Genomic DNA, 16,633 nt, shown 5'->3' with positions numbered 1-16,633 from the left:
ATCAATAACCATCGCTAATCACGTTATAGCGGTGGTTATTGTTTTATAATAAGGTCTTCTAAGGTGGCAGAGGAGTCACAGTTTTTGACATAAAGCTCCACATCTTTTTCATTCCACGTATTTTCGATGAGGTAGGTTTTACAACCTTCGCTTCTAGTATCGCTTTCTGAAAAATTTACATCTCCGGTTTTGATTAACTCTGAAATAGCTAAAGTATCCAAACTATAGGTCATCATTGCATTTTGAGCCGTTTCAGAATAGATGCGTTTTTTAATGGTAATATTTTTAATGGTTCTTGCATTTGGACTATAGGAACAAGAGGCTTTTTTTCCGCCTAAAAAGAAAGCTAGAATAACAAGACCTATAGAGAAACCGCCCAAATAGTATCCTATTCGATGAATTAATTTCATGTGTATTTGTTTTGTGTTTTAGAAGATTAACAAATTCACATCACTGCAATCTAAGTCGAACCAGTCGGCAACAGATTTGTTTGTTAAAATTCCGTGGTAAAAGTACAACCCATTTTTTAAACCACGATCAAAACGGATGGCATTTTCTATACCACCATCTTCAGCGATTTTTAAGAGGTAAGGGGTAAAAATATTGCTTATCGAAACTGAAGCTGATCGCGAATAGCGCGCTGGAATATTAGGAACACAATAATGAGTTACACCGTTGTGCTCAAAAGTTGGTTTGTCATGATTAGTGACTTCACTTGTTTCAAAGCAGCCACCCATATCGATACTTACATCAATAATAACGGCTCCAGCTTTCATGGTATTTACCATGGCTTCAGTGACTACAATAGGAGATCTGTTTTTCCCACGAATCGCACCAATAGCGACATCACAGCGTTTTAAGGCTTTAACTAAATTTTTGGGCTGCATCGTTGAAGTGTAGATGGTACGTCCGAGATTAGATTGTACACATCGTAATTTGGTAATAGAATTATCAAATATTTTAACGTTGGCACCAAGACCGATGGCCGATCGTGCAGCAAATTCACCAACCGTTCCTGCGCCTAAAATCACAACTTCTGTAGGGGGTACGCCAGAAATATTCCCAAACATGAGGCCGTTACCACCATTGACGTTTGAGAGTAACTCAGATGCGATAAGAATAGAGGCGGTTCCAGCAATTTCACTCAAAGATCGAACTGCAGGGTAAGCACCATCATCATCTTTAATGAATTCAAAAGCCAAAGCTGTAATACGCTTAGCGGCAAGAAGCTCAAAATATTTTTTGCTTTGTGTTTTTAGTTGCAACGCAGAAATTAATAAGGTCTGCGGATTGATGAGTTCAATTTCATCTAAAGACGGTGGTTCAACTTTAAGCAGGATAGGGCAGGCGTATACTTTTTTAGTATCATTAGTTATTTCAGCACCTGCTTCACTATAGGTTTTATCTTTGAAATTAGCACCTTCACCAGCACCAGATTCAATCATAACACGATGTCCGTTAGACACTAAAGCAGATACAGCATCTGGAGTCAAGCAGACTCGTTTTTCCTGAAAATGGGCTTCTTTTGGAATACCAATAAAAAGATCACCTTTCTTCTTATAGACTTCTAGTGTTTCTTCTTGTGGTAATAGTTGTGCCTTAGTAAATGGCGATAATGATTTGCTCATTGTTGTTTTTAATTGGTGAATCAAATTACAAATAAAAAATCAGTATTAACAATTTTTATTTAATATTAGATATAGATAATTTTCTATGAATAAACTATTTATAAATAGATTCAATACGAAAGATATTATTATTTCATTACTAATTTCAGGAGTGACTTTTAGATAGTATTTGGACGAATATTTTTTCTCAGTTTTTTCCAAAGAGATATTTGATTTATGGAGTCTAGAGCGTTTAATTTATTTTTCAAAAATGAAGACACTAATTATCTCTTTTAGTCTGATATGGTATTTCACTTGTAAACATTGGTGGCGCTATATATTATTTTTGCCTCTAAGTTTTGAAATATTTAAACTATTAGGTTTTGTTAATGATAGATATAATCTCTACGATAACTTCAATTTTTATCACAATATGCCCTTGGTTCTTTTTACTATAATTGTGTTGTTGCTCCTTTCTGAAAAAGTAAGGTACTATTTATCTAAAAGAAAACTTCCGGTAGAATTGAATTATGAAATATTCACATTTATAAATAAAATATAATTACATAAGAATAAAAATTATACTGAATTAAATGAACAATTAAAAATTCTAAAAAAATATAAAAGTCAAATAGACAAAAAAGACTATTTAACTCAACTCATCACTTTAAGAGATCAAATCACGATTTAAAGCTTAGCTTTTCTTTTTGGCCTCCTCAATCTCTGATAAAATTTCATTAAGAAGCGCTTTCTTTTCGTCAGACCACTGCGATTTTAATCGCGCATCGATATAGGTTTCAATTTCTTTAGTACTACGCGCTTTTGATTTTGGCTTATTTTCAATAAACATATCGCCTTTTCCAGTAATAAGCCACACTAAATTCACCTGTGGATATTCTTTAATGATACGTTCAATAACGTCACTTCCTACAGATGCATTATTTTTTTGCATCCGCAATATATAACCATTGGCCGTGCCAATAGAGATATCAAATTGTCTGGCACTCATGTTTAATGCAGAGATTAATTGCATTATACGATGTACGGTTTTACTCATTTTTAACTAGGGATGTTAAATTTTAAAACTATTTATCTGATACAAATGTAATTTTTTTTTAATTATCATCGTTTAGTGTAGAATATTTTCTATATTAGTGGTATTGAATTTATGACCAGAGTTTACAAAGTCGCTCCGATTATCAATTCAATAAGGGAAGTTTCCTTAAACTAACGTTAGTTTTTATTTGACTTTGTAATGGCTCTGTTTTGACTTTGTGTGTAGACTTTGATTAATTAATCTATTAATCAACCTATAATCATAGGTGTAAATTTTACAAATTATGAAAACACAAAAACTAAACTTTATAGGCATGTGTTGTATACTATGTGCTGCCTTTATCATAAGCTGCCAAAACGAAGAATTGGACAAACCGACTAATTTTTCCGAAATCGAGCGTGGTTATAATGAGATTATTAAAGTCGGTAAGCTCAGCGATTTTAATACGTTGCAAACGTTTATAAACGCTAACATATTAGCGCCCTCTATAGATACTATGACACTCAGAACAGTGACTGAAGATAGTAATCAATTTACAATTATTGATGACTATATCACTGAGGTTAATGATGATAATGGTAGGACATTTACATTAAAAATCATCAAGGATGATCAACCTGAAAACAGTTTTAGTAATCTGATTATAAATTTCAAAGACAACGAAGATACCTTAATGTATATCATTAATTACTTTCCTAATACCATATACTTGAATGAGGTTGCTTTAGATTCTGAAACCATTTTTGAAGGGGAATATAACATGGAGCGTATTGAGTATAATAATGAATTAGACTTTCTTAATTATGCAAGACTCGACTGTTATACCATTACAAATACCTATTGTAATTACGGAGGCGAGGAACATCCTGCAGGACCAAATTGTACGGCTTCATACATTTATGAAACGACTCAAACCGTTTGCATTGAAGTTAAAGAATTTGAAGATCCTGATGAGGAATCAGAAGATTTTGACACAAGTCCTCCAGACGGCCCAGGCGGAGGTGGACCAGGAGTAAGAGCATCTTCAACCAATCCTAATTTTGTAACCGACTGTGAAGTAAATACTGCTTTTGATGCATCAGGTTTAAGTGATGGTTGTAATGAGGCTGATGACACTACAGAAGCCTTTTCGTTTAGTCAAGGTTTGATTGCGAATCAATTAAATACTATACTTAATGCTGGAGACACTTTTGAATTTGACACTAGTATTAATCCAGATGAAGCCTTCGTTTTTGAGTCTGTAGATTCGTTTGAGGAATTCTTAAATGAAATTGATAATTCAACTATAGGTTCTAGTAGTGAGTTTTTAAATATAGATGGAGAGCTTGTTGTTACTGAAAAAATTAAAATTAGCTCTGTCCCTTTAATGTTTTTTGAAGTTCAATATATATTAACATCACCAGATGAAGGTTCAGAAGATGATTATGAAGTGTCTCAAATTACTTCTGAAATTACTGGAATAACTTTATTTTCAGAATGGGAGGAAAGTATTCCTCCTTTTGCCCAAACGATAGGAGACCAAATTAGAATTGATATTCAAGGGCATATCACATTTGACATAGAGATTTTAGGCTATCCAATTACTGTGGTGAAGTCATATTCCTGCATCATAAAGCTCAATAAAAATACTGGTGACACCGAATTTAAATGGTTTTTTGAAAACTATTGATTCGCGAGTATTGGCTTAATAATCGTAAATTCTTGAAGTATTTATCTTTTTTTTTATTTAGGGGTTTTATTGAAATGGAACATTTAATTTAAATATTAATAGAATATTTACTATATTTAGATAACACTAATCAAATTATAACATTATGGAAACAATTGTCGAAGGAGAAGGCATAGGGATAGGGATGAATATCTTGTTTTATTTTTCATTTATACTCTATATAGCAATCTTTATCTTAGTGATTATGCTCTATTTGAGATTCATGAAATTCTTAAAGTTAAGAATTGAAGAAATGGAGCATAAAAAAAGTTAATGAGTATTCATTACGAGATCAATCGCAGCCAATTTACATTGGCTGTGGTTGTGTTTCAACCTAAGAGGAACATAAATTAACCGTTTTAAATCATGATAAATGATACCATTAAAAGTATATAAACGGAAGGCGTTTTTAAGGGACGTCATCATCGCAGTTGTTATAGTTACTACTCCTTTTTTAATATATTTCCATTTAGTTTTTCCGAAAAGTGTCATCTATGAGTCTTCTTTTTTTACAATTTCTAGTGGTTACTATGAAAATGTCCAAACTATGTTTTGGGTTTTTTTAATGAAAATTAGTTTTGTGATAATATATACCATTTGGTATATAACGAATAAGCACTGGTGGAAACCAATAATTTTAATAGTACTTTTTATTTCAATAACTCAATTAGTTCTGGCATTAAGAGATGAAATTGAGTATGTTGATGGGAATGAATTTTGGATTGGTCCAGTTGTAGCCCTACCGTATATTTTAATTTCAATCTATATTTCGAATAAATTGGATTATTATTCAAGATCTAAGAGTCTTTCGGAAGATCTAGATCAAGAAATCAAATTATTATTTGAAGAGGTGTCGCAGGTCAAAAGTACCGATTACAAACAGGTAAAAGCAAAGGTTTTAAAATTACGATTAGAAAAATCAAAAATGACTACAAAACAGTACTTAGCTCAACTCATTCAATTAAGAGACAGTTTAAATTAAAAATACTGTTTAATGGTCCCCCAAACGCCTTTGGGCTTCATCATAAATTCCTCTTCCAATTCCTGCATGGATTTGCCAGCATCGTTAATTCTATTGAACATTTTTGCTCTAATTAAATAGATAGAGGGTATGACAATAGCCATCACTGGTAAAAGGTAAAGTTTTTGTTCTTCTGTATCTGCAAACCTTAAATCATCATTCAATATCACGATGATTTGATAAAAGTACATAGCCATTGGTACTAAGAGGGCATGATACCACCAATGCCTATTGGTCAAAAACCAGACGGTCAAAAATAATAAAGGAAGAACTTTAGATGTTAGAGTCCATGCAAAAGTTCTCACGCTTTCATAATAAGGACTATTATATGTAAACAAAAAAGTATCCCAGACTTGATCGTCAGGGACACTTTCATATAAAGTAAATAAAAATGGCGACAACGCCAAAAAAGTAGCAATAATACTACCCATTATTAAAGATTTATTATCCACCCGATCCAGGGAGTTTAATTTTCTTTTTGTCGATTTGAGTTTTAACTTGTCCATCTATGTTGATTATATCCATTGCTTGAGCAGTGAACAACATCCCACCAAAGATCGCAAGTGCCAGTACATACTTTTTAGTTTTCATAATATAAGGGATTAATTAATTAATTATTCAAATATAAGGTGTGCTTATACTTTAAATAGTTAAAACGAGTGTTAAAAAGCACTCTATTAATCACCTATGCTTACGGTTTTTCCGTAGGTACCAACAATGACGCGGTGTTAGGTTGTCAATTTATTTACTAAATTTTTGGCTGCTCCATAGCGTTTTTCTGGGTTAATGTTTCGTTTTGGCTCAATTTGAGGGATCTTGAGTGTAAATCTTTATGCGTAATCTCAATGCGAGTGACGTCTTCAGGTAATAAATTAATAGCCCGTTCAGGCCACTCTATAAACACCCAATTTGGAGTGAAAAAGTAGTCTTCAAATCCGAAATTTAAAGCGTCTTCTTCATCTGCAATGCGGTAGAGATCAAAATGATAGATTGAGACATCATCTGTCAGATATTCATTGACGATGGAAAAGGTCGGACTACTGACATCATCAGTGCTGCCCATTGCTTTTACCAAGGCCTTAATTAAAGTGGTTTTACCAACACCCATGTCCCCATAAAACAATACAGTTTTGGAAGTCATGTGTTCCAGTAGCTGTCGCGCAACCGCCTCAATATCATCAATTTGATATGCTATGTCTAAAATAGTTTTCATAATTATAAAAGCGTCAATACCATTTTAAACGGTATTTAACGCACAATTATACGCATAAAATATGAAAAAAACTAGAAAAAAGTGTATTTCGTCGGATTTATTTGCATTTTACGGAGTGCTACTTGGGATTCATGACCACAAATGGAATGATCATTTCTTCCAATGAGACGCCTCCGTGCTGATAGGTGTTTCTGTAATAACTAACGTAATGATTGTAGTTGTTTGGATAGGCTAAGAAATAATCACTTTTAGCAAAAATAAAGGAGCTGCTCATTGTTATGGAAGGCAGTTTAATAGCTTTAGGGTCTTTTGCCACCAATACTTCGCGGTCTTCATATGTTAAACTACGACCTGTTTTGTAACGTAAATTTAAACTGGTATCGCGATCACCAATAACTTTAGATGGATTTTTAACGTTTATCGTTCCGTGGTCTGTGGTTAGGATCAACTTAAATCCTAGACCCTGTGCTTGATGAATCATTTCTAATAACGGTGAATTTTTAAACCAACTCACTGTTAATGAGCGGTAAGCCTTATCATTAGATGCCAATTCTTTAACGACTTCCATCTCTGTTTTAGAGTGGGAGAGCATATCCACGAAATTATAAACAATGACCGAAAGATCATTATCCTTTAGCGTTTTAAAGTTTTCAACTAATTTTTTACCCGCTCTTAAATTGGTGATTTTATGATACTCCATTTTAAGATGATCCAGGCGCAATCGTTTCAATTGTGCGCGCAAAAATTCAGCTTCATGCATGTTTTTTCCGCCTTCATCCGTATCATTTTTCCATAGGTCTGGATGCTTTGATTCCATGTCAATTGGCATAAGTCCGGAGAAAATCGCATTTCTAGCATACTGCGTTGCCGTTGGTAAAATACTGTAAAAGGGTTTTTCAGAAACTTTCTTATAATAGTTGTTGACTATAGGCTCAAAAGCCTTCCACTGATCGTAGCGTAAATTGTCAATTACAATGAGGAGTGTGGGCTGTTCTTTACTCAATTCTGGAACTATTTTTTCTTTAAATAACGTGTGCGAAAGTGTTGGTGCATCTGCATCCTGTTCAAACCAAGAAGGATAGTTTTTATCTATAAACTTTCCGAATTGAACATTGGCTTCATTCTTTTGAGATTCTAATATTTCAGTCATCCCAACATCTTCAATATCTTCCAACTGCAATTCCCAATAAATCAATTTTTGATATAAATCACTCCATTCTTCGAAGTTATTCACCATAGAGAGATCCATAGCGATTTTTCTAAACTCTTGTTGGTAGTTAGAAGTCGTTTTTTCTGAAACGAGCCTAGAGTGATCCAAATTCTTCTTCAAGCTCAGTAAAATCTGATTCGGATTAACAGGTTTAATCAAATAATCAGCAATCTTATTACCAATGGCTTCTTCCATGATATACTCTTCCTCACTCTTAGTGATCATAACCACGGGCAGATTGGCTCGTTTCTCTTTAATTTCATTCAGCGTTTCCAAACCAGTAAGCCCTGGCATATTTTCATCTAAAAACACAATATCGAAGTTGGTGTCATCTATAATTTCTATAGCTTCCATACCACTTTGACAGGTGGTTACTTTGTATTGTTTTTTTTCTAGAAAGAGAATATGAGGTTTTAGAAGGTCGATTTCGTCGTCAACCCAAAGAATATTTATAGTGTTCATGTATATTTGTTTAATATTAATGTAAAAGTATCAGTTTGAAGACATACAACAAACTTAAGATCTTTAACGATCCAATTTACGGATTTATTACGATTCCGAATTCTCTTATTTTCGATTTAATCGAGCATAAATACTTTCAGCGCTTACGTCGTATTTCGCAAATGGGCTTATCGTATCTTGTTTATCCTGGTGCTCATCACACACGTTTTCATCACGCTATTGGTTGTATGCATCTCATGCAAAAGGCTGTGAATGTGCTTCGTTTTAAGGAAGTTACAATTTCCGACGACGAAGAAAAGGCCTTATATATCGCTATTCTTTTACACGATATTGGTCATGGTCCGTTCTCTCACGCCATGGAACACAGTATCGTAAATGGCATTTCACATGAGGAAATTTCGATGCGTTTTATGCAAAAGCTCAATAAAGAATTTAACGGAAGTTTAACGCTAGCCATTCAAATTTTTAAAGGAAATTATAATAGACCGTTTTTATGTGAGCTCATATCAAGTCAGTTTGATATGGATCGCGCCGATTATCTAAAACGTGATAGCTTTTATACAGGTGTCGCTGAAGGTAATATTAATAGCGAACGTTTAATTACCATGTTAAACGTTGTCGACGATTCATTGGTGGTTGAAGAAAAAGGCATCTATAGTGTGGAGAAGTTTTTAGTTGCTAGACGATTTATGTATTGGCAGGTTTACTTGCATAAAACAGGTTTAGTAGCTGAACAGTTGTTAATGCGTGTATTGAAACGTGCTAAAGAACTTACAAACTTAGGAGTGAAGCTTAATGCGAGTGATGCGTTAACTTATTTTCTTAACCATGAAATCTCTGCAGAAAACTTCGATGATAAAACCTTAGATATCTTTTCTCGCTTGGACGATACCGATATTATAGCAGCTATGAAAGAATGGCAATACCATAGTGATTTCATTTTAAGTAATCTTTGTGATATGATCATTAATAGAGAACTCTTGAGGATTAAACTAAAAAATAAACCCATAAAGGCATCAACTTTAGATAAACATATCAATCAACTTATTGAAAAATATAAGATTTCAAAAGATGATGCAAAGTATTTTGTGTTTATCGATGAAATTTCAAATCAGGCATATCAGGCTGAAAACCAGCGTATAAAAATATTACAAAAAACAGGAAAGGTGGTTGATATCACAAAAGCATCAGATCAATTTAGTATCAAAGCCCTTTCTAAACCTGTAACTAAATATTATATCTGTTATCCTAAATAAACTTTAACACATTTTTCCTATTTTTGCGAGGATGAACTTTACTGCACAACAAATAGCTGGAATTTTAGAAGGGGAAATCATAGGTAATCCTGAGATTGAAGTTTCTAGGCTTTCAAAGATTGAAGAGGGTACAGAAGGATCTTTAACCTTTTTGGCGAACCCAAAATATAAGCCGTATATTTATTCAACAAAGGCATCCATTACCATCGTTAATAAAACTTTTGAGCCTGAAAATGAGATCTCTACAACACTTATTAAAGTAGATGACGCCTATGAATCGTTTTCTAAATTATTAGAGTATTACAATCAGATAAAATTAAATAAACAAGGTGTTGAACAGCCTTCTTTTATTTCTGATTCTGCAGTATTAGGAGATGATATTTATATTGGAGCGTTTAGTTATATTGGTGAGAATGTGAGTATGGGAAAAAATGTAAAGGTTTTTCCAGGTTCGTATGTAGGTGATAATGTTACTATTGGAGATAATACCATCGTTTTTGCAGGCGCAAAAATATATGCTGAATGTAGAATCGGTAAAAATTGTGTTATTAATTCTGGTGCAATCATAGGAGCCGACGGTTTTGGATTTGCACCTAACGGAAAAGGAGAGTATAGCAAAGTGCCTCAAATTGGAAATGTCATCATTGAGGACTTTGTAGATGTTGGTGCTGCCACAACAATTGATAGAGCAACTTTAGGGTCTACAATCATAAGAAGAGGCGTGAAACTCGATAACCAGATTCAAATTGCTCATAATGTTGAAATTGGTAAAAATACCGTTATTGCTGCTCAAACAGGAATTGCTGGGTCTACTAAAATTGGTGAAAATTGCCAAATTGGCGGACAAGTAGGAATTGTGGGACATATCACGATTGGTAACAATGTTAAAATTCAGGCACAATCTGGAATCGGAGGTAATATAAAAGATAATGAAATATTACAAGGTTCACCTGCATTGAATTTAGCAGACTATAACAAATCATATGTGCATTTTAAAAATCTTCCGAAAATTGTGAAGAATATCAATGAATTAGAGAAAAAAGTACATGGCAATAATTAAAACAGACGTCAAACAAAAGACGATAGAAAAACAAGTCTCACTAACCGGTGTCGGTTTGCATACAGGAAAAGATGTAACACTTACCTTTTGTCCAGCACCAGTAAATAGTGGATTTTCATTTAAAAGAGTGGATCTCGAAGGTTCACCAGTTATTGAAGCAGACGCGAATTATGTAACAAATACCCAAAGAGGCACTTGCCTTGAAAAAAATGGTGTTACCATTCAAACATCAGAGCATGTATTAGCCGCTTTAGTGGGTTTAGATATTGATAATGCTATTGTTGAATTGAATGCTTCTGAACCACCAATAATGGATGGCTCTTCAAAGTTTTTTGTGGAAGCATTAGAGAAAGCTGGTATTACTGAACAGGATGAGTTTAGAGAAGAATATGTCGTTTCTGATGTCATTTCCTATTCTGATGAAGAATCAGGTAGCGAATTGATCGTTATGCCAGCTAAAGAATATCAAATCACGGCAATGGTTGATTTTGGCACAAAAGTTCTTGGAACACAAAATGCGACACTTAATCGTATTTCAGATTTTAAAAATGACATTTCAGATTCGAGAACATTTAGCTTTTTACATGAGCTTGAAATGTTACTGGAACACGGACTTATAAAAGGGGGAGACCTAAATAATGCTATTGTTTATGTCGATAAAGAGTTATCTCCAGAAACGATGGAAAAGTTAAAAATAGCATTTAACAAAGATTCAATCGCAATTAAGCCAAATGGGATATTAGATAATTTGACCTTACATTATCCTAATGAAGCTGCAAGGCATAAATTATTAGATGTTGTAGGCGATTTGGCATTGATTGGAACACGTATCAAAGGGAAAGTGATTGCTAATAAACCAGGTCACTTCATCAATACACAGTTTGCTAAAAAACTATCAAAGATTATTAAAAACGAACGTCGTAATAATGTTCCTCAAATAGATTTGAATCAAACACCTTTAATGGATGTGAATCAAATCATGGATATGCTGCCGCACAGACAGCCATTCTTACTATTAGACAAAGTATTTGAACTTTCAGAATCCCATGTAATTGGAATGAAAAATGTGACTATGAACGAAGAGTTCTTTAAAGGTCACTTTCCTGGGGCTCCAGTGATGCCTGGTGTTTTAATCGTTGAAGCGATGGCTCAAACAGGAGGGATTTTAGTCTTGAGTACAGTTCCTGATCCTGAAAATTACTTGACATTCTTTATGAAGATTGATAAAGTTAAATTCAAACAAAAGGTTGTACCCGGTGATACCTTGATATTTAAATGTGATTTAATTACACCTATACGCAGAGGAATTTGCCATATGCAAGGATATGCCTATGCCAATGGAAAACTATGTGCAGAAGCCGAATTAATGGCTCAAATTTCAAAAGTAAAATAAAATGAACCGAGCATAGACAACATAACATGAAATTTATTAATTGTCTTAGAAATCACATGTCACTTTAGTGAATAAAATAAAAACCTAGAAATGAACCAACCATTAGCATACGTACATCCTGGAGCAAAAATAGCTAAGAATGTAGTCATAGAACCGTTTACAACAATTTATAGTAATGTCACTATTGGTGAAGGAACTTGGATTGGCAGTAATGTCACAATTATGGAAGGTGCTCGTATTGGAAAAAATTGTAATATTTTTCCAGGATCAGTTATTTCCGCAGTACCACAAGATCTTAAATTTGATGATGAAGATACACTTACAATAATTGGGGATAATGTTACTATAAGAGAGTGTGTTACGATAAATCGCGGAACCACTGATAGAATGAAAACAATAATTGGTAATAACTGTTTGATTATGGCCTATTGTCATATCGCTCACGATTGTGTGGTTGGTGATAATTGTATCTTTTCAAATAATAGCACTCTAGCAGGTCATATCACAGTTGGTGACTATGTGGTGTTAGCAGGAATGACTGCTGTGCATCAGTTTTGCTCTATCGGAAATCATGCGTTTGTGACCGGTGGGTCATTAGTGAGAAAAGATGTACCACCATTCGTAAAAGCAGGTCGTGAACCATTATCGTATGTTGGAATTAATTCTGTAGGTCTACGACGAAGAGGATTTTCAACAGAAAAAATCAGAGAAATACAGGATATTTACCGCATATTGTATCAAAAAAACTTTAATAATTCCCAGGCTTCAGACTTAATTGAAGCTGAAATGCAAGCAACACCCGAACGAGATGAGATCCTGCAGTTTATTAAAAACTCGCATCGAGGAATCATGAAAGGATATTTTAAATCAAATTAATACTAAAATTATAACAATATCATATGGCAACAACATCAGATATCAGAAATGGATTATGCATTAGATACAATCACGATATCTATAAAATAATAGAATTTTTACACGTAAAACCGGGTAAAGGCCCTGCTTTTGTTAGAACAAAAATGAAAAGTGTTACAACCGGAAAGGTCTTAGATAATACCTTTTCTGCAGGACATAAAATCGAAGATGTGCGTGTTGAAACACATAAGTTTCAATATCTATACAACGACGGAGAATTCTATCATTTTATGAATGAGGCAGATTATACGCAAATTCGTTTGCTTGAGGCTGCTCTTGACAGACCAGACCTAATGAAAGAAGGTGAAGTTGTTACAGTGTTGATCAATACCGAAGACAATATGCCGTTGTCAGTAGATATGCCTGCAAGTGTTATTCTTGAAGTCACAGCTACAGAGCCAGGGGTAAAAGGTAATACGGCAACAAATGCAACCAAGCCTGCTACGGTTGAAACAGGAGCATCGGTTAATGTCCCATTATTTATTAATGAAGGAGACAAAATTAAAATTGAAACCGATAAAGGAACGTATAAAGAACGTATCAAGGAATAAGGATGAAATTCCCAAAGACTCACACACTCAAAGAAATTGCAACTATTATTGCAACGGAATATATAGGCCCAGATGATTTTCCTGTTTTAGGAATGAACGAAATTCATGTTGTAGAACCCGGAGATATCGTGTTTGTAGATCATCCCAAATATTACGATAAAGCCCTTGAGTCTGCTGCTACTATTATACTGATAAATAAAAAAGTAGATTGTCCTGAAGGAAAAGCACTTCTAATTAGTGATGATCCGTTTAGAGATTTTAATACATTAACACTTCACTTTAAACCATTTCAATCATCTAATACTGCGATTTCATTATCGGCCAAAATTGGTAAAAACACAATAATTCAACCTAATTGTTTTGTAGGAAATAATGTAACAATTGGCGATAATTGTATCATTCATTCCAACGTGAGTATTTATGATGACACCATTATAGGGGACCATGTTACAATTCATGCTGGTGCAATTTTAGGTGCTAGTGCATTTTACTATAAGAATCGCCCAGAAGGCTTTGATCAATTGCGTTCCGGTGGTCGCGTGGTTATAGAAAATAATGTAGATATTGGTGCATTATGTACCATTGATAAAGGTGTAACAGCTGATACGATAATTGGCGAAGGGTCTAAACTTGATAACCAAATTCAAATTGGACATGATACTGTCATTGGAAAAAAATGCCTCATTGCTTCTCAAGTTGGCATTGCAGGTTGCGTGATTATTGAAGATGAAGTGACAATTTGGGGACAAGTCGGCATCACAAGTGGAATTACCATCGGAAAAAAAGCAGTTATTTCTGCAAAAGCAGGAGTGAGTAAGTCATTGGAAGGTCATAAAAGCTATTTTGGAATTCCTGCAGATGATTTCAGAAGTAAATACAAAGAAATTGCTGCAATTAGAAAGATCCCTGAAATTCTTGAAAAACTAAAAAACTTATAAATGACTCCAAAAGAAACAGTTAAAGCATTTTACGATTTAGATTTAGCGAAATCTGATAAAGCGATGGATTTAATTCACAAAGATTGTCAACTGTATTGGAACAGTAGCAAAGGTTTTAAGTCCTTAGATTATGACGGTATCGCTGCTATGCTTGACGGCTTAAAGAAAGCCTATTTATCCTTTAACTACAGAATAAGTCATTTACTTCAAGATGGCAATACGGTTGCGGCGCGTTATACCATTTATGGAACCCCTATTGAACGATCTGAGAAAGAAGATGCTCTAGCACATTTCATTTCTATTTGGGAAGTGAGAGATCAAAAACTTTACCGATGCTACGAGATGAGTCAGTTAGCTGATGATAGTTCTGAGAGTTTAAATTCTTATGCCGAAATAAAAGTTTAAAAACTTTTAAAAATCATATTCAAAATCTTACTTTTGCACAACGAAATTTACATTACAAATTTCAGGTTAATAGTCAAATTCAAAACAAATAAAACAAACACAAATGAGCGTTTTAGTTAATAAAGATTCAAAAATAATTGTTCAAGGTTTTACGGGAAGTGAAGGGACATTCCATGCAGGTCAAATGATTGAGTACGGAACTAACGTTGTTGGTGGTGTCACACCTGGTAAAGGAGGACAAACTCATTTAGATAAACCTGTATTTAATACCGTTGCCGAAGCAGTGAAAGAAGTTGGTGCCGATACAACAATTATTTTCGTTCCACCAGCGTTTGCTGCAGATGCAATTATGGAAGCTGCTGATGCTGGAATCAAAGTAATTATTACAATTACTGAAGGCATTCCTGTAGCCGATATGATTAAAGCCTCAGATTATATAAAAGATAGAGACTGCCGATTGGTAGGTCCTAACTGCCCTGGAGTGATTACACCCGGTGAAGCAAAAGTAGGCATTATGCCAGGTTTTGTATTTAAAAAAGGAAAGGTAGGTATTGTTTCTAAATCAGGAACATTAACTTATGAGGCGGCAGACCAAGTAGTAAAACAAGGACTAGGAATAACTACAGCTATCGGAATTGGTGGTGACCCTATCATTGGAACAACAACAAAAGAAGCAGTAGAATTGTTAATTAATGATCCAGAAACAGAATGTGTGGTGATGATTGGTGAAATTGGTGGACAATTAGAAGCCGATGCTGCAAAATGGTATCAAAATAGCGGAAGCAAAAAACCTATCGTAGGATTTATTGCCGGCGAAACTGCTCCTGCTGGACGCACAATGGGACATGCAGGTGCTATTGTAGGAGGTAGTGATGATACTGCTCAAGCTAAAAAAGCGATTATGAGAACGTGCGGAATTCACGTTGTTGAATCTCCTGCCGAAATAGGAAAAAAAGTAGCTGAAGTCTTAGGCTAAAACAACACGATATTGTTAAAAACCTCACAACATTTTGTGAGGTTTTTTTATTTCTTGCAATTTGTAATTGCTATATTTGAGTACTAACTAATTTAAAAAATATAAATGAAACTTTTAGAAGGAAAAACGGCCATAATAACAGGTGCCAGCCGAGGAATCGGGAAAGGTATTGCGGAAGTTTTTGCACAACATGGTGCGAATGTAGCGTTTACATATAGTTCTTCAGTAGAAGCAGCAAATACATTAGAAAATGAATTGAATAGTCTAGGAATTAAAGCCAAAGGCTATCAAAGTAATGCCGCAAATTTTGACGATGCTCAAAAGTTAGCTGAGGATGTACTTGCAGAATTTGGAAGTATTGATATCCTAGTTAATAATGCAGGAATAACTAAAGACAATCTTCTCATGAGAATGGGCGAAGATGATTTTGATAAAGTTATTGAAGTCAACTTAAAATCGGTGTTTAATATGACTAAAGCCGTGCAACGCACCATGCTAAAACAACGAAAAGGTTCTATCATTAATATGAGTTCTGTTGTAGGTGTGAAAGGAAATGCTGGTCAAACCAATTATGCAGCCTCTAAAGCAGGTATAATAGGGTTTTCAAAATCTGTGGCTTTAGAACTGGGTTCAAGAAACATCAGAAGCAATGTGATTGCACCAGGGTTTATTGAAACTGAAATGACGGCTAAGTTAGACGAAGATACGGTCAAAGGTTGGCGTAATGCAATTCCTCTAAAACGTGGAGGCACACCCGAAGATATTGCCAATGCTTGTGTATTTTTAGCAAGTGATATGAGTGCCTATGTGACCGGTCAAACATTGAATGTTGATGGTGGAATGCTCACCTAATGGTAACCA

At 34.4% G+C, this 16,633-nt stretch carries 19 protein-coding genes; 12 read left to right on the top strand and 7 right to left on the bottom strand.

The features are described 5' to 3' along the window. Nucleotides 1-35: 35 nt before the first annotated feature. The 3 genes from BLT57_RS09975 to BLT57_RS09965 form a co-directional block, all read right to left on the bottom strand. Nucleotides 36-410: a hypothetical protein gene (locus tag BLT57_RS09975; protein WP_091425367.1), complete on the bottom strand. Its 375-nt coding sequence runs from the start codon at nt 408-410 to the stop codon at nt 36-38. 18 nt (nt 411-428) lie between these two features. Continuing rightward, entirely contained in the window at nt 429-1,628 is a 1,200-nt protein-coding gene (locus BLT57_RS09970; RefSeq protein ID WP_091425366.1) for an alanine dehydrogenase, read from the bottom strand. Nucleotides 1,629-2,301: 673 nt separating this feature from the next. Further along, a complete protein-coding gene (locus BLT57_RS09965; RefSeq protein ID WP_091425364.1) occupies nt 2,302-2,664 on the bottom strand; it encodes a hypothetical protein in 363 nt (120 codons plus the stop codon). 283 nt (nt 2,665-2,947) lie between these two features. On the opposite strand from BLT57_RS09965, the gene BLT57_RS09960 reads away from it, so the two are divergent. From BLT57_RS09960 to BLT57_RS09950, 3 genes are all read left to right on the top strand, one after another. Then, nucleotides 2,948-4,333 carry a hypothetical protein gene (locus BLT57_RS09960; protein ID WP_091425362.1) on the top strand — a complete coding sequence of 462 codons (1,386 nt, stop codon included), beginning with the start codon at nt 2,948-2,950 and terminating at the stop codon, nt 4,331-4,333. 145 nt (nt 4,334-4,478) lie between these two features. Further along, entirely contained in the window at nt 4,479-4,646 is a 168-nt protein-coding gene (locus tag BLT57_RS14065; RefSeq protein ID WP_157717165.1) for a hypothetical protein, read from the top strand. A 99-nt stretch (nt 4,647-4,745) separates the two neighbouring features. Next, the gene (locus tag BLT57_RS09950; protein ID WP_157717164.1) at nt 4,746-5,354 is read left to right on the top strand and encodes a hypothetical protein; all 609 of its coding nucleotides are present in this window, start codon (nt 4,746-4,748) and stop codon (nt 5,352-5,354) included. On the opposite strand, the gene BLT57_RS09945 is transcribed toward BLT57_RS09950, so the two are convergent. From BLT57_RS09945 to BLT57_RS09935, 4 genes are all read right to left on the bottom strand, one after another. Next, nucleotides 5,351-5,824 (bottom strand): hypothetical protein, encoded by a 474-nt coding sequence (locus tag BLT57_RS09945; protein ID WP_091425358.1) that lies wholly within the window; start codon nt 5,822-5,824, stop codon nt 5,351-5,353. The genes BLT57_RS09950 and BLT57_RS09945 overlap by 4 nt on opposite strands. 13 nt (nt 5,825-5,837) lie before the next feature. Beyond that, on the bottom strand, nt 5,838-5,984 hold the full coding sequence (locus BLT57_RS14135; protein ID WP_172827444.1) for a hypothetical protein: 147 nt from the start codon (nt 5,982-5,984) through the stop codon (nt 5,838-5,840). 157 nt (nt 5,985-6,141) lie between these two features. Then, complete coding sequence (gene tsaE, locus BLT57_RS09940) at nt 6,142-6,606, bottom strand: tRNA (adenosine(37)-N6)-threonylcarbamoyltransferase complex ATPase subunit type 1 TsaE (RefSeq protein WP_091425357.1); 465 nt, start codon at nt 6,604-6,606, stop codon at nt 6,142-6,144. Between the two features lie 118 nt (nt 6,607-6,724). After that, a complete protein-coding gene (locus BLT57_RS09935; protein ID WP_091425356.1) occupies nt 6,725-8,278 on the bottom strand; it encodes a PglZ domain-containing protein in 1,554 nt (517 codons plus the stop codon). A gap of 35 nt (nt 8,279-8,313) precedes the next feature. On the opposite strand from BLT57_RS09935, the gene BLT57_RS09930 reads away from it, so the two are divergent. The 9 genes from BLT57_RS09930 to fabG all read left to right on the top strand — a co-directional run bounded on the left by BLT57_RS09930 (nt 8,314) and on the right by fabG (nt 16,624). Next, on the top strand, nt 8,314-9,534 hold the full coding sequence (locus tag BLT57_RS09930; protein ID WP_091425354.1) for an HD domain-containing protein: 1,221 nt from the start codon (nt 8,314-8,316) through the stop codon (nt 9,532-9,534). Nucleotides 9,535-9,565: 31 nt separating this feature from the next. Next, nucleotides 9,566-10,594, top strand: coding sequence for a UDP-3-O-(3-hydroxymyristoyl)glucosamine N-acyltransferase (gene lpxD, locus BLT57_RS09925; protein ID WP_091425353.1), 1,029 nt, complete (start codon nt 9,566-9,568; stop codon nt 10,592-10,594). Beyond that, nucleotides 10,581-11,987 (top strand): bifunctional UDP-3-O-[3-hydroxymyristoyl] N-acetylglucosamine deacetylase/3-hydroxyacyl-ACP dehydratase, encoded by a 1,407-nt coding sequence (locus tag BLT57_RS09920; protein WP_091425351.1) that lies wholly within the window; start codon nt 10,581-10,583, stop codon nt 11,985-11,987. Before lpxD ends, BLT57_RS09920 begins: the two co-directional genes overlap by 14 nt. Nucleotides 11,988-12,077: 90 nt before the next feature. After that, nucleotides 12,078-12,863, top strand: a complete 786-nt coding sequence (gene lpxA, locus BLT57_RS09915) for an acyl-ACP--UDP-N-acetylglucosamine O-acyltransferase (protein ID WP_091425350.1) — start codon at nt 12,078-12,080, stop codon at nt 12,861-12,863. A 23-nt stretch (nt 12,864-12,886) separates the two neighbouring features. Further along, a complete protein-coding gene (gene efp, locus BLT57_RS09910; RefSeq protein WP_091425348.1) occupies nt 12,887-13,453 on the top strand; it encodes an elongation factor P in 567 nt (188 codons plus the stop codon). A 2-nt stretch (nt 13,454-13,455) separates the two neighbouring features. After that, nucleotides 13,456-14,391, top strand: a complete 936-nt coding sequence (locus BLT57_RS09905) for a UDP-3-O-(3-hydroxymyristoyl)glucosamine N-acyltransferase (RefSeq protein WP_091425346.1) — start codon at nt 13,456-13,458, stop codon at nt 14,389-14,391. Then, nucleotides 14,392-14,796 carry a nuclear transport factor 2 family protein gene (locus BLT57_RS09900; RefSeq protein ID WP_091425343.1) on the top strand — a complete coding sequence of 135 codons (405 nt, stop codon included), beginning with the start codon at nt 14,392-14,394 and terminating at the stop codon, nt 14,794-14,796. Between the two features lie 103 nt (nt 14,797-14,899). Continuing rightward, a complete protein-coding gene (gene sucD, locus BLT57_RS09895) occupies nt 14,900-15,772 on the top strand; it encodes a succinate--CoA ligase subunit alpha (protein ID WP_091425341.1) in 873 nt (290 codons plus the stop codon). A 105-nt stretch (nt 15,773-15,877) separates the two neighbouring features. Then, nucleotides 15,878-16,624, top strand: coding sequence for a 3-oxoacyl-[acyl-carrier-protein] reductase (gene fabG / locus BLT57_RS09890; RefSeq protein WP_091425340.1), 747 nt, complete (start codon nt 15,878-15,880; stop codon nt 16,622-16,624). Nucleotides 16,625-16,633: the final 9 nt, after the last annotated feature.

The organism is Formosa sp. Hel1_31_208, assembly GCF_900104785.1.
Lineage (GTDB): Bacteria > Bacteroidota > Bacteroidia > Flavobacteriales > Flavobacteriaceae > Psychroserpens.
The sequence above is the reverse complement of the archived record's forward strand: the minus strand, read 5'-3'. Positions and strand labels throughout refer to the sequence as shown.

What these genes read in the sequence shown, in the direction of transcription:
- BLT57_RS09975 (WP_091425367.1), bottom strand. Translation starts at nt 410, where the DNA reads ATGAAATTAATTCATCGAATAGGATACTATTTGGGCGGTTTCTCTATA.
- BLT57_RS09970 (WP_091425366.1), bottom strand. Translation starts at nt 1,628, where the DNA reads ATGAGCAAATCATTATCGCCATTTACTAAGGCACAACTATTACCACAA.
- BLT57_RS09965 (WP_091425364.1), bottom strand. Translation starts at nt 2,664, where the DNA reads ATGAGTAAAACCGTACATCGTATAATGCAATTAATCTCTGCATTAAAC.
- BLT57_RS09960 (WP_091425362.1), top strand. Translation starts at nt 2,948, where the DNA reads ATGAAAACACAAAAACTAAACTTTATAGGCATGTGTTGTATACTATGT.
- BLT57_RS14065 (WP_157717165.1), top strand. Translation starts at nt 4,479, where the DNA reads ATGGAAACAATTGTCGAAGGAGAAGGCATAGGGATAGGGATGAATATC.
- BLT57_RS09950 (WP_157717164.1), top strand. Translation starts at nt 4,746, where the DNA reads ATGATACCATTAAAAGTATATAAACGGAAGGCGTTTTTAAGGGACGTC.
- BLT57_RS09945 (WP_091425358.1), bottom strand. Translation starts at nt 5,824, where the DNA reads ATGGGTAGTATTATTGCTACTTTTTTGGCGTTGTCGCCATTTTTATTT.
- BLT57_RS14135 (WP_172827444.1), bottom strand. Translation starts at nt 5,984, where the DNA reads ATGAAAACTAAAAAGTATGTACTGGCACTTGCGATCTTTGGTGGGATG.
- tsaE (WP_091425357.1), bottom strand. Translation starts at nt 6,606, where the DNA reads ATGAAAACTATTTTAGACATAGCATATCAAATTGATGATATTGAGGCG.
- BLT57_RS09935 (WP_091425356.1), bottom strand. Translation starts at nt 8,278, where the DNA reads ATGAACACTATAAATATTCTTTGGGTTGACGACGAAATCGACCTTCTA.
- lpxD (WP_091425353.1), top strand. Translation starts at nt 9,566, where the DNA reads ATGAACTTTACTGCACAACAAATAGCTGGAATTTTAGAAGGGGAAATC.
- BLT57_RS09920 (WP_091425351.1), top strand. Translation starts at nt 10,581, where the DNA reads ATGGCAATAATTAAAACAGACGTCAAACAAAAGACGATAGAAAAACAA.
- lpxA (WP_091425350.1), top strand. Translation starts at nt 12,078, where the DNA reads ATGAACCAACCATTAGCATACGTACATCCTGGAGCAAAAATAGCTAAG.
- efp (WP_091425348.1), top strand. Translation starts at nt 12,887, where the DNA reads ATGGCAACAACATCAGATATCAGAAATGGATTATGCATTAGATACAAT.
- BLT57_RS09905 (WP_091425346.1), top strand. Translation starts at nt 13,456, where the DNA reads ATGAAATTCCCAAAGACTCACACACTCAAAGAAATTGCAACTATTATT.
- BLT57_RS09900 (WP_091425343.1), top strand. Translation starts at nt 14,392, where the DNA reads ATGACTCCAAAAGAAACAGTTAAAGCATTTTACGATTTAGATTTAGCG.
- sucD (WP_091425341.1), top strand. Translation starts at nt 14,900, where the DNA reads ATGAGCGTTTTAGTTAATAAAGATTCAAAAATAATTGTTCAAGGTTTT.
- fabG (WP_091425340.1), top strand. Translation starts at nt 15,878, where the DNA reads ATGAAACTTTTAGAAGGAAAAACGGCCATAATAACAGGTGCCAGCCGA.